The sequence below is a fragment of the Shinella sp. WSC3-e genome (assembly GCF_945994535.1).
GTDB classification, from domain to species: Bacteria; Pseudomonadota; Alphaproteobacteria; order Rhizobiales; family Rhizobiaceae; genus Shinella; species Shinella yambaruensis.
Map to the genome: position 1 here is coordinate 36,888 of NZ_OZ000531.1, position 12,312 is coordinate 49,199.

General features: G+C 66.3%; 11 protein-coding genes and 1 pseudogene. 5 read left to right on the forward strand and 7 right to left on the reverse strand.

What is annotated here, in order from left to right; all coding sequences use genetic code 11:
- Positions 1-13 precede the first annotated feature (13 nt).
- The 4 genes and pseudogenes from AABF56_RS23380 to AABF56_RS23395 all read left to right on the forward strand — a co-directional run.
- Positions 14-982 carry an ABC transporter substrate-binding protein gene (locus tag AABF56_RS23380; RefSeq protein WP_272807998.1) on the forward strand — a complete coding sequence of 323 codons (969 nt, stop codon included), beginning with the start codon at positions 14-16 and terminating at the stop codon, positions 980-982.
- A gap of 3 nt (positions 983-985) precedes the next feature.
- On the forward strand, positions 986-1,834 hold the full coding sequence (locus tag AABF56_RS23385; RefSeq protein WP_272807997.1) for an ATP-binding cassette domain-containing protein: 849 nt from the start codon (positions 986-988) through the stop codon (positions 1,832-1,834).
- Positions 1,831-3,324: an ABC transporter permease gene (locus tag AABF56_RS23390; protein ID WP_272807996.1), complete on the forward strand. Its 1,494-nt coding sequence runs from the start codon at positions 1,831-1,833 to the stop codon at positions 3,322-3,324. Before AABF56_RS23385 ends, AABF56_RS23390 begins: the two co-directional genes overlap by 4 nt.
- 92 nt (positions 3,325-3,416) lie before the next feature.
- Positions 3,417-4,466: pseudogene (locus AABF56_RS23395) on the forward strand (MFS transporter); the annotation flags it as partial.
- A gap of 117 nt (positions 4,467-4,583) precedes the next feature.
- Here AABF56_RS23395 and AABF56_RS23400 read toward each other — a convergent pair.
- Together AABF56_RS23400 and AABF56_RS23405 are read right to left on the reverse strand one after the other, a co-directional pair.
- Entirely contained in the window at positions 4,584-5,774 is a 1,191-nt protein-coding gene (locus tag AABF56_RS23400; protein WP_338341917.1) for a YeeE/YedE family protein, read from the reverse strand.
- A gap of 83 nt (positions 5,775-5,857) precedes the next feature.
- Complete coding sequence (locus AABF56_RS23405; RefSeq protein ID WP_245082546.1) at positions 5,858-6,787, reverse strand: sulfurtransferase; 930 nt, start codon at positions 6,785-6,787, stop codon at positions 5,858-5,860.
- Positions 6,788-7,063: 276 nt separating this feature from the next.
- Here AABF56_RS23405 and AABF56_RS23410 point away from each other — a divergent pair, with 276 nt between their 5' ends.
- Positions 7,064-8,344, forward strand: coding sequence for an ArgE/DapE family deacylase (locus AABF56_RS23410; protein ID WP_272807994.1), 1,281 nt, complete (start codon positions 7,064-7,066; stop codon positions 8,342-8,344).
- Positions 8,345-8,363: 19 nt separating this feature from the next.
- On the opposite strand, the gene AABF56_RS23415 is transcribed toward AABF56_RS23410, so the two are convergent.
- The 5 genes from AABF56_RS23415 to AABF56_RS23435 form a co-directional block, all read right to left on the reverse strand.
- Positions 8,364-9,104: an amino acid ABC transporter ATP-binding protein gene (locus AABF56_RS23415; RefSeq protein WP_272807993.1), complete on the reverse strand. Its 741-nt coding sequence runs from the start codon at positions 9,102-9,104 to the stop codon at positions 8,364-8,366.
- Complete coding sequence (locus tag AABF56_RS23420) at positions 9,101-10,075, reverse strand: amino acid ABC transporter permease (RefSeq protein ID WP_272807992.1); 975 nt, start codon at positions 10,073-10,075, stop codon at positions 9,101-9,103. The genes AABF56_RS23415 and AABF56_RS23420 overlap by 4 nt, the downstream gene beginning before the upstream one ends.
- Positions 10,076-10,133: 58 nt before the next feature.
- Positions 10,134-10,967 carry a transporter substrate-binding domain-containing protein gene (locus AABF56_RS23425; protein WP_272807991.1) on the reverse strand — a complete coding sequence of 278 codons (834 nt, stop codon included), beginning with the start codon at positions 10,965-10,967 and terminating at the stop codon, positions 10,134-10,136.
- Positions 10,968-11,115: 148 nt separating this feature from the next.
- Complete coding sequence (locus AABF56_RS23430; protein ID WP_272807990.1) at positions 11,116-11,505, reverse strand: carboxymuconolactone decarboxylase family protein; 390 nt, start codon at positions 11,503-11,505, stop codon at positions 11,116-11,118.
- Positions 11,498-12,310, reverse strand: a complete 813-nt coding sequence (locus AABF56_RS23435) for an alpha/beta fold hydrolase (RefSeq protein ID WP_245082530.1) — start codon at positions 12,308-12,310, stop codon at positions 11,498-11,500. Before AABF56_RS23435 ends, AABF56_RS23430 begins: the two co-directional genes overlap by 8 nt.
- Between the last annotated feature and the right edge of the window lie 2 nt (positions 12,311-12,312).

The following is a 12,312-nucleotide window of genomic DNA, read 5'->3' on the forward strand; positions in this document are numbered from 1 at the left end:
AACGGACCGTACCATGCATCTCACGATCAAGTCCCTCCTCGCGACCTCGGCAGCGCTCGCCATGCTCTGGCCGGCCCTCGCGCAGGCAAACCCCATCACCATCGCCGATCCCGGTTACGCCACCGCGCAAGGCACAGCCTATGTCGTCAAGGTCCTGCTCGAAGAGCAGCTCGGCAAGGAGGTCGAGGCCGTGAAAGCCGGCTCCGTGCCCGTCATCTGGGAGGCCCTGAACCGCAATGGCGGCGAGATCGACATCTGGACCGATGTCTGGCTGCCGAACCAGCAGGCACTCGTCGATCAATATGCCGGCGAGGGCGGCAAGGTGAAACTCGCCGCCAATTCCTATGCCGGCACGCAGGGCTATTGCACGACGAAGGCAACGGCGGACAAGCACGACATCCACTCCGTCTTCGACCTCGCCGATCCGGCCAAGGCGGCCGTCTTCTCCGCCGATGGCAAGGGCAAGGGCAAGATCTGGATCGGCGCTGCCGGCTGGCTTTCGACGAACATCGAAACGGTGCGCGCCCGCGACTACGGCTTTGCGGATTTCTTCGAACTCCAGACGACGGACGAGGCGGTCGCGACCGCCGATCTCGACGCCGCCGTGAAGGCCGGCACCGGCTGGATCGGCTATTGCTACGGCCCGCACCAGAATTTCGCCCGCTACGCGCTGGAAGTGCTGGAGGAGCCGAAGCACGACGATGCCGCGTGGACCTTCGTCGAGCCGTCCGATCCGAACTGGCTGGAAAAGTCCGCGATCAAGTCGGCCTACAAGGATGCGGCGATCCACATCGCCTATTCCGGGTCGCTCGCGGAAAGCGCGCCCGAGGTCGCGGCGATCCTCGAAAAGGTGACCTTCACCACGGATGCCGTCAGCAAGCTCGCCTTCGCGATCGCCGTCGAAGGCAAGACGCCGGACGATGCGGCCAGGGACTGGATCGCGGCCAATCCGGATGTCGTCGCGGGCTGGACCGGAAACTGATCCATGATCGAGCTTGAGGACGTCTGGAAGGTTTTCGGCACGGACGAGCAGGCGGTTCTCGCAGAGGCCCGCCGGCCCGTGCCGGACGACGCCGTCCTCAAGCGCCTGCGCGCGGTCATCGGTGTCGGCGGCGCGAGCCTGTCGGTCGAAAAGGGCGAGCTGGTCTGCCTGATGGGCCTTTCCGGCAGCGGCAAGTCGACGCTCGTGCGCCTGATCAACCGCCTGCTCGAACCGAGCGCCGGCAAGGTGCGGATCGACGGCGGCGACATCCTGTCGCTCGGGCCGAGGGCGCTGCGGGAGCTGCGCTCGCGGCGGATCGGGATGGTCTTCCAGTCGCATGCCCTGCTCGCGCATCTTTCCGTGCGCGACAACGTGGCCCTGCCGCTCGAGATCCGCGGCGTGGCGCGCACACGGCGCGAGGACCGGGCGGACGAGCTTTTGGTGCGCGTCGGCCTTGACGGCCTCGGCGACCGGCGGGTCGCCGCGCTTTCCGGCGGCATGCAACAGCGCGTGGGCCTTGCCCGGGCGCTCGCGGCCGATCCCGATATCCTCCTGATGGACGAGCCGTTCAGCGCGCTCGACCCGCTGATCCGCCACGATCTCCAGACCCAGTTCATGGCGCTGTCGCGTGATCTCGGAAAGACGACCGTCTTCGTCACGCACGATGTCGACGAAGCCTTCCGCATCGCCGACCGCGTCGTTCTCATGCGGGCGGGCCGCATCGTGCAGACGGGTACGGCGGCGAACCTCGTGGCGCAGCCCGCGGACGACTATGTCCGCCGTTTCGTCCAGAACGCCCGCCTGCCGGCGCGCGCGCAAGACCCCATCGTGAAAGCAAGAGCCATCGCATGAGCGACCACACGGCGCGGGACGAGGCCATCGACCGCTTCGCCGCCATCAACAGCACCTATTATCGCCGGGCTTTCCGGCGGATCGGCGAGCGGCGCGGCTATGTGCCTTCCCTCAACATCGCCGCCGCCGTCCTCGGCCCCGTCTGGCTCGCCGGGCGGCGCCTCTGGTCAGCGTTCTGGCCATTCCTCATCGCCGACCTGCTCGCCGTGGTGCTGATCGCCTTCGCGCTTGGCGGCGGCGCCAGCGCCGGGCAGAGCGCGCGCGCCGACAGGCTCGAGACCCTCGCCGCGACGCGCCTTCTCGAAGCGAAGGCCGCGAACGCCCGGGACGCCGGTACGCCCATCGCAAAGTCGCTGACACGGTCCGCCGCGGCCCTGGAACAGGCGGCGAAGGATGCCCGGCAGGCGGCGGAAGACGCCAGGACCGGCGCGTGGCTGGTGGCCCTGCTCGGCACCGGCATGCTTGCCGCCTCCCGCCTGGTGGCGGGTGGGCTCGCCAATCATATCGCCGAACGCCGTTTCCGCGCCTGGCGGCTGGAAGGCGACGCGGGCAAGGCGGGGTTCAGCCATCTTCACGCCGCCGGCGCCGCGGCGCTGCTGGCCATCTTCGTTCCGATCGTCTTTCTTCATTTCAACGACCGCACGCTCTTCGACGCCTTCCCGAGCGATCCCGCCTGGAACTCGGGCGCCGCCGCGTGGCTGGACCGGTTCATCGCCACGATCAGCAGCGCGGTCTCGCCAGCGGCGGGCACCCTGACGAAGGCGATCAACGGCATGCTCGGCGTGATGGAGGGCATCCTCACACAGACGCCATGGCCGGTCGTGATAGCGATCATCCTCGCCATCGCCTGGCAGCTCGCAGGCTTTCGCGTCTTCCTGCTGACCTTCGTCGCGATCAGCTACCTCGCCATCCTCGGCTACTGGGAAAAGAGCATGCAGACCGTCGCCCTTCTCGGCACGGCGGCGCTCATTTCCATTGCGATCGGCATTCCCCTCGGCGTGCTGTGCGGCTACAACAGGCGCGTCGCGGCGATCGTGCGCCCGCTGCTCGATTTCATGCAGACCATGCCGGCCTTCGTCTATCTCATTCCGGTGATCGCGCTCTTCGGCATCGGCAAGCCGTCGGGCATCATCGCGACGATCATCTTCGGCATTCCGCCCGTCGTCCGGCTGACGGCGCTCGGCATCGCGTCCGTCCCGGCCTCCGTGCGCGAGGCCGCCGTCGCCTTCGGCGCATCCCGGACCTTCATCCTCTTCAAGGTCGACCTGCCGACGGCCGCGCCATCGATCATGGCCGGCGTCAGCCAGACGATCCTCATGTGCCTCTCCATGGTGGTGATCGCCGCGCTGATCGGCGCGAAGGGCCTGGGCGAGGATGTGCTGCATGCCCTGCAATATGCCGCGCAGGGCCAGGGCCTCCTTGCCGGGCTCGCCATATTGCTCTGCGCCATCGTTCTCGATCGCGTCGTGCAGGGGCGGCGGGGGCAATGACGTCCGCCGCCGAGGAAGCCTCCACCGCCCCGAAGCCACCGCCGCGCAGCAGCAACTTCATCGTCTTCGCCGTCGCCCAATGTGCTGGCTTCATGGGCGCCTGGGCGCAGAAGACGGCGGTCGGCTGGCTTGCCTGGGATCTTACCCATTCGCCCGCATGGGTCGGGGCGATCACGCTCAGCGACCTGATCGCCGCCCTCTGGGTGGCGCCGCTCGCCGGGGCCGTCGCGGACCGCGGCAACCCGTACCGGCTGATCCGGCTGACACAGGCCCTGACGGTGCTCAACTGCGGCGCCATCTGGCTGCTCCTGACGTCCGGCGGCATGATGCCGTGGCTGCTGCTGCTCTGGGCCGTCATCGATGCCACGCTGCAAGGCTTCAACAATCCGGCGCGGATGCTGGTGACGGGCATGCTGGCGCCCGAGGGGCGACTGTCGCAGGCCATCGCCACGAACTCCATCGCGGTCAACATCGCCCGCACGGCCGGGCCGGCCATCGCGGGGCTCCTGATCGTCAAGGCCGGCATCGAAAGCGTCTTCGTCTTCAACGCCGTTGCCCTCACCGCCACCTTCGCGGCGCTCGTACACGTTCGGCGCTGGATCGATCACGCGCCGCATGCGGCCCGCTCCGCACCGCTCGCCGGCGATATCCTGGCCGGCTTTCGCTACATCGCCGGCGAGCCGGCCATCGCCATGCTCTTCGTGCTGACGACGTCGTTCTCGCTGCTCGCCCGGCCCTTTACCGAGCTCTTCCCCGCCCTTGCCGGCGGTTCGTTCGAGGGCGGGCCGCAGATGCTCGCAATGCTGATGAGCGCGCAGGGCATCGGCGCCTTCGTGGGAGCGAGCTGGATGCTGCGGCGACAGAGCGCGCCCGCGCTGGTGCGCACGAGCTACGGCGCGGCGCTCGGCATTTGCCTTGCCCTGGTGGTCTTCGCCTTCAGCACCTCCGCCTTCCTCGCCCTGCCGGCCATCGCCGTGGCGGGCCTGTTCCACGTCGTCTGCAACATCGCGATGCAATCCATGGCGCAGACGCTCAGCCTGCCGGCGATGCGCGGTCGCGTACTGGCGCTCTATATGCTCGTCTTCCGCGCCGCTCCGGCGCTCGGCGCCTTTGCCCTCGGCGCCCTGGCCGAGTGGTTCGACCTTCAGACGATGATCGGCATCGCCGCGGCGCTGTTCGCCCTGATCGTGGCGGCCGCCTTGCCCGTCGCGCGCCGCATCTATTTTAGAACCGCAAGCACTCAGCGCGAAGACGCTGCGTCAGCCGTTGCGCGCGAGCCGGCGCTGGCCGGCCAGACCGAGAACGGCGCCCAGCGTGCAGAAGACGAGAAAGACCCAGCCCGAAACGGCGCCAGCCTGGATGCCGGAGAGGAGCACGCCGACAGTGCAGCCGAGGCCCGTCATCGCCCCCCACCCCATCAGCACGCCGCCGGCAAAGCGCGCGGCCAGGCCGCGCGGACCGGGCCATGAGGGGTCGAAGCGCCCCGCGAGGAGTGCCGAGGCGAAGCTCGACAGAACCAGCCCGATGACAAAGACGCCGTTCGGTGAAAGCAGCGCCGTCTTCACCGCGCTCACGCAGCCGCGAACCGTGTCCAGCCCGACGAGGGTCTCGGGAACGAGGTCCAGCGACAGGCCACCGGTGCGCACGAGACTGCCCAGTTCCGCCGTCACGCCGAGCGGCGCGACGCGCAGATAGGCGAAGGCGCCGATCGTCGCGACGAGGAGGCCTGCGACGACCGGAGGCCAGCGCCGGACGAAGACCGTTTCGAAGGACGAGGCAGGCTGGAGGCCGGCATCCTGCGGCGGGGCGGCGTTGTGAAGGACCAGCCATGCGAGCGCGCCGAGCGCGAGCAGTCCTGCAATCGTGGCGCCGGCATAACCCAATACACCGGGAAGCCAGACCGGCGGGTCGTCGAACACCGTCCAGGTATAGAGCGCGTTCCATGTCGAAAAGCCGAGCAGGAAGCCCGCGGCGGCGCCGAGCAGCGCGGCGAGCGAGCCAAAGGCCCCCTCGCCCAGCCGGTAGAGATGCGCCGAAAGGCAGGAGCCGGAGAGCGCCATGCCGAGGCCGAAGGTGAAGGCGGCAAATGCGAGCACCGGCCCGACCGGGCCGACATGGGCATTCGGCGGCAGGCGATCCGGTTGCGGCACCGGCACCCAGGCCCCGAGCACGGCCTGGTACAGAACGATGCCCGCGGCAAGCGCCACGAGAATGGCGATGACGCCGGATGCGTCCCGCCTTTCCACGAAGTCCCGCAGGTTGCACAGGAAGCAGAAACGGCCCCGTTGCAGGACGATGCCGAAGGCGCTGCCGGCGATCAGCGCGAAGGAAAGCACCCGTCCGGCAGCATCCTGCGCCAGCCAGACACTCCAGGCGGCAAGGAGGGCGAGCACCGAGACGGAAAGAGAGCGGGCGGCGATGGAAGACATGGCGATCCGGCGGCTGGACATGAAAATGCGGGTGGACCTGGGAGGATGTCCACCCGCGTCGGCATCCCGCGCGGCGTAAGGCGCCGCGCCTTCGGGAACCGCTGTTACTTGCCGGTCCAGATCGTGCCGGCGATATTGTTCACCGGCACGCCGACGGCATTGCCGTATTCGGTCCAGGAACCGTCATAGTTGCGCACGTCGTAGCCGAGGATCTTCTTCAGCGCGAACCAGGTGTGGCTCGATCGCTCGCCGATGCGGCAATAGGTGATGACAGGCGTCGAGCCGTCGACACCCTTTTCGGCATAGATCGCCCTGATCTCGTCGGCGGATTTGAACGTGCCATCCTCCTTGACGATCGTGCCCCACGGAACGTTGACGGCGCCGGGAATGTGGCCCGCGCGCACGGACAGTTCCTTCACGCCCTCCGGCGCGAAAATCTTGCCGGCATATTCGTCGGCCGAGCGGATATCGACGAGCTTGATATCGTTCTTGCCCTCCGCGACCGCGACGACATCGACGAAGCGGGCACGCACGGAATCATCCCGGTCGGCAAGCGCCAGGGTGGAATCGGCGTGATCGGGAACGGCCGTGTCGAGCGGCAGGCCCTGCGCTTCCCAGAGCTTGCGTCCGCCATCGAGCAGCTTGACCTGGCTGCCGAGGCCATAGACCTCGAACACCCACGCGCCCCAGGCCGCGAACCAGTTGTTGTTATCGCCGTAGAGGACGATCGTCGTATCCTTGTCGACGCCGGCATCGCGCAAGACCTTTTCGAAGGCCTCGCGGCTGGCAATGTCCCGCTTCTGGGGATCCACGAGGTCGGTATGCCAGTCGAGATGCGCCGCGCCGGGAATATGGCCGCGCTCATAGACGCCCGTATCGACGCTCACTTCGAAAATGCGGACCTTCGGGTTGGAAAGATTGTCCTGCAGCCATTTCGCATCGACCAGCGCGTCCGACGCCGATGCCGATCCTGCAAGAAAGGTCGTCGAAAGCGCGATGGCCGAAAGCGTATTGATGCCCCAAATACCCTTCATGTCGTTTTCCCCTGAGTTCGATAGCAACGGGAAAAGCATCGCCTGCTTCCGGAACGTTCGGAAGGGAGTATATTCTATAATTTATGTAGAATTTAAACTCCCCTGCTATCCGCCGGTTGCCGGCACCTTCCCGATCGATCGGTCCGAGGGCCCCACGGTCAACGAGTTCAACATGCGGCCGAATGGTTCATCGCGCTCGTCCTCGACTGAACCGGCTTGAATTGGACGGGACAGGGACTACGGTGCCCCAACCTTCATATTTTGCCAGGGCTTGCCATGTCATCCATCAACGACCGAATCCTCAGCGCCGTCGATCGGCTTTTCGACGATCAGGTTGCGTTCCTGGAAGCGCTGGTCCGATTCAAATCGCTGCGCAACGAGGAAGCCGCGGCGCAGGATTTCCTCGCGGCAGCGCTGAGGCAACGCGGTTTCGCGGTCGACCGCGTGCGCACGAATGCCTCCCAAATCGGCCGGCACCCGGCATTCTCGCCGGCAACGGTCGACTATGCGGAAAGCTGGAACGTCGTCGGCCGGAAGGCCGGGGCGGGCACCGGCGGCCGCTCGCTCGCTTTCAACTCGCATGTCGACGTGGTGCCGGCGGGAAGCCCCCACCGCTGGACCGCCCCGCCCTTCGAGCCTCGCCGGGATGGCGACTGGCTCTACGGGCGCGGCGCCGGCGACATGAAGGCCGGCCTCGTTGCCTCCATTTTCGCGCTCGACGCCATCGCGGCAGCCGGGCTTTCGCTTCGTGGCGACGTTCAGGTGCAGTCCGTCGTGGAGGAGGAAATCACCGGCAATGGCGCGGCGACGCTTTTCGCCGAAGGCTTCACCGCCGATGCGATCGTCAGTCCGGAACCGACCGACGAGCAGCTCGTGCGCGCCAATGCCGGCGTGATCAAGTTCCGGCTCGAGACGAAGGGGCGTCCGACCCATCCGCGTGAACCGGAATCGGGCCAGAGCGCCATCGACCTGATGATCCGCCTGATCGGGCACTTGAGGCGGCTGGAAGCCGAATGGATCGCCGAGCGGATCGGCAAGCCTCTGTTCGAGGATCTTCCCAACCCCGTCGCCCTGACGATCGGCACGATCACCGGCGGCGACTGGATCGCCTCCATCCCGAGCGATTGCGTCGCAGAGGGCCGGATCGGCTTTTACCCCGGCGAAGACCCGAGGATGCGCACGGCCGAAGTCGAAGCATTCATCGAGCGGATCGCGGCCGAAGATCCGGCTTTCGCCGGAGAAAACCTAGTCACGCTCACATGGGTCGGGGTCGTGCAGGCCGGCTACGAGCTGCCCGAAGGCACCGACGCGGAGACAAGCCTGCGCACCGCGCACGCCGCCGCCCATGCGGGCGCCGACCTCAGGTCCTATGTCATGGCCTGTTATCTGGATGCCACCATTTTCGCCGTGCACGGCAACATCCCGTCGCTCGTCTATGGTCCCATCGCGGAAAACATCCACGGCATCGACGAGCGGGTCAGCCTCTCCTCGCTGCGCCGTATCACCAAGACGCTGGCGCTCTTTGCGGCCGACTGGTGCGGCGTGCAGGAAGGCTGACGACGGTCTCCGGAATTGCCTAGTGCTTCAGAATCTGGCTGAGGAACAGCTTGGTTCGCTCATGTTGCGGATTGCCGAAGAAGTCATCCGGCTTGCCCTGTTCGATGATCTGGCCGGCATTCATGAAGATCACCCGGTCGGCCACCGCGCGGGCGAAGGCCATTTCGTGGGTGACGCAGACCATGGTCATGCCCTCGCGGGCAAGGCTCGTCATCGTCTCCAGCACCTCGGACACCATCTCCGGGTCGAGCGCCGAGGTCGGCTCGTCGAACAGCATGACCGCCGGCTGCATGCAGAGCGAACGGGCGATCGCCACGCGCTGCTGCTGGCCGCCGGAGAGCTGCACGGGGTATTTGTTCGCCTGCTCGGGAATGCGGACACGTTCGAGGAACTTCAGCGCGGTCTTGCGGGCCTCCGCCTCCGGCACGCCCTTGATCCACATCGGCCCGACCATGCAGTTCATCAGCACGGTCATGTGCGGGAAGAGATTGAAGTGCTGGAACACCATGCCGACATTCTTGCGCACCTCGGCGACGTCGCGCATCCTGTCGTGCAGCGTGATGCCGTTGACGACGATGTCGCCCTGCTGGTGCGCCTCCAGCCGGTTGAAGCAGCGGATCAGCGTCGATTTGCCGGAGCCGGACGGGCCGCAGATGACGATGCGTTCGCCCTTCTCCACCGTCAGGTTCACATCGGTCAGCACGCGGAAGGCGCCGTACCATTTGGAGACGTTGCGGACGTCGATGATCTTCTCGCTCATCGCACTTTGCTCCTGGCGTAGTGGCGTTCGATGCGGGACTGGATGAGTTCGAGGCAGATCGACACCACCCAGTAGAGCATGGCGGCGGAGATCAGCATCTCCATGTGCTGGAAGGTCTTCTGGCCGAGCGTGCGCGCCAGGAACATCAGCTCCCAGACGCCGATGACGGAAACGAGCGAACTGTCCTTCAGCATCGAGATGAACTGGTTGCCCGTCGGCGGAATGATGACGGGCAACGCCTGCGGCAGGATGATCTTGCGCATGGTAAGCCCGAAGCCGAAGCCGATGGAGCGCGAGGCCTCCCACTGGCCGCGGTCGATGCTCTGGATGCCCGAGCGGAAGATCTCCGTCATATAGGCGCCGTAGCACAGCGAGAGCGCGAGAATGCCGGCCGGCACCGCATCGATGATGAAACCGAGCTGCGGCAGGCCGAGATAGATGAGATAGACCTGCATCAGAAGCGGCAGGCCGCGGAAGAAGGAGGTGTAGAAGCTCGCGATCGCGTAGGCGAAGCCGTTCGTCGAAAGCTTGGCCACCGCGCCGAGAATGGCGATGACGGAGGCGATCGCGATCGAGATGGCCGAGACGTAGATCGTTGTGAACAGGCCCTGCGTGATCATGAAGGGCAGTTTTTCCGCGATGAACGGCAGGCTGAGATTGAAGGTCGTGAAGAAGGCGAGGAAGAGCAGGAGCAACTCGAACCAGACGATCGCCACCTGCACCCTCAGAGAGGCGAAGCCGATCAGCACGATGTTCAGGCAGAAGAGCACGGCGATGACGAGGCCGATGGCGAACCGGCCGTAGAAGCCGCTTTCGGCCGGCGCGCCGATCACCGGGCGCATCAGCTCGCCCATCGACGTTCCCGTGAGGTCGAAGGCGAGAAAGACGGCGAAGACCACCACGAAAAGGGTGGCGACGAACCAGGGCTTGTGGACGAGGACTTCCGATTCGACGGTATCGGGATACAGCATCTCCGCTCCTTGAAGATTGGTGCGGCCCGCAGGCCGGGCCGCACGCACCGGTGGGATGTTACTGCGTGACCGTGTAGTCGACACCGTACCACTTGACGGAAAGCTTGCTCAGCGTGCCGTCCGCCTGCATGGCCTTGACGGCTTCGGCGATCTTCGCGCTCAGTTCCGCATCGCCATGCTCGACGGCGACCGCCAGCGGCTCGAAGAAGACCGGCTTGCCGAGCTGCTTGATCGGGTATCCGGCCTTTTCGGCGTCGAGGATGCTCGGCAGCGAGGAGACGACGGCGTCGAGGCGCGTGCCGTCGCCGAGGCGCAGGTCGTCGAAGGCGGTCGTCGAATTGGCGTAGGATTTCACCTCGCCCGGCTTGAATTCGTAGGTGAAGGCCGGCGCGCCGGCGGCATCCAGCGTCAGGTCCTGGTTGGCGTAGGCCTCGAAGGTCGATGTCGCCGTCACGCCGACGCGCTTGCCTTCGAGATCGGCGAGCTTTTCGGCCTTGCTGTCCTTGTGCACGGCGACGGCCGCGGGCGTGTAATAGTAGACGGCGGGGAAGTCGAAGAGCGCCGCGCGCGCCTTGGTGGGCGTCATCGAGCCGACATGCATGTCCCAGCGGCCCTGCCACTTGCCGGCGGTGATGATGTCCCAGCCCGGCGTCACGAACTCGACGGAAACGCCGAGATGTTTGCCGATCTCCTTGGCGACGTCGATGTCGAAACCGTCCATCTCGTTGTTGTCGTTGACGAAGGACTGCGGCGCCCAGTTGGCGTCGGTCGCGACCTTCAGGTTCTTGGCCGCGAGCACGCGGTCGAGCACTTCGCCGGCCTGCGCCGGCGCGGCCGCCAGCGAGAGGGCGAGAGAGGCGGCGAGCGCCGCAAATATCGTGGTTCTGATCATGCCTTTGTTCCCTCTGTCCGTTGTCGTTTCCTTGACGGCGCGGGTTCCTCTCCCCGCCGTTGTGAGCCATCTTGAGGCCCGTCGCCTCCTGCGTCTTCCGGCGTTCCCAAGCAGCATGCGCCGCAAGGCTCCGCCGAAATGACGGAAATCAAATCGCGCCCTCCCCCGCCATCTCGGCGCGGACCGCGCGGGCGACGCGAAAGGCCTCCACGCCGGCCGGCACACCGCAATAGACCGCGATCTGGACAAGCGCCGCCTGAAGCTCCCTGTCCGTCAGGCCGTTGCGGATCGCGCCGCGGAAATGCAGGCCGAATTCATGCATGCGGTTGCTTGCCGCCAGCATGCCGAGGTTGAGAAGGCTGCGCTGCCTGAGGTCCAGACCGTCATCCGTCCAGGCCATGCCCCAGCAATATTCATTGAGCATATCCTGCAAGGGCTTCGAAAAGGCGTCTGCCGCGCCCATCGCGCGGTCGACATAGTCGTCGCCGAGCACATGCCGGCGCACGCCCTCGCCCTTTTTCCGCAAAGCCTCATCCATGGGCCGCCTCCGTACCTGTCAGGAAATCGCCCATGGCATCGGCGACGACGTCGGGCGCTTCGATGAGGATGGAATGGCGCAGGCCCGGGAAAAGGACGAGCCGTGATCCCGGGATGCGCTCGTGCATGTAGCGGGCCATGCGCGGGTTTGAGCCGACATCATCCTCGCCGGTGGCGATCAGCGTCGGGCAGCGGATCTGGTCGAGAAAACCGCCAAAATCCGTTTCGGCCAAGACCCGATAGGCCGAAGCGTAGCAGTCGGGGTCGTTTTCCGCATCGCGCGCTCTGAGCCAGGTGATGACGTCGGGGTTCTTCTCCTGAAACGCCTCCGTAAGCCAGCGCGAGAGCGAGGCATTGTGGTGATCGGCCGGGGTTCCCGCCTGAAGCGCGGCGAGCCGGGACAGCACCTGCTCGCGCTCTTGCGGCGTGCGGCCTGCGACGGTGGAGAGGAGCACGAGCCGGCGCAGACGCGGAAGGCGGGTCAGCGCGAGGCGCTGGGCGATCAGGCCGCCGAGCGAAAAGCCGGCGAGGTTGAAGGTCGAAAACCCGACCTTGTCGGCGAGCGCCAGCGTCTCGGTCACGAAATCGTCGATCTCGTAGCGGCCCTTGACGCGGCTCGACTTGCCGTGCCCCCGGAGGTCGAAGGTGAGGATGGTGAAGCGGTCCTTCAACCGCTCCACCACGCCCGACCAGGCCTCCAGATAGGAGCCGACCCCGTGGATGCAGACGAGCGGCTCGCCGCCATCGCCGTCGATGCGATAGTTGAGCGTGACCTCGCCGACCTTGTGCTCTTGCGTATCGTCCATGA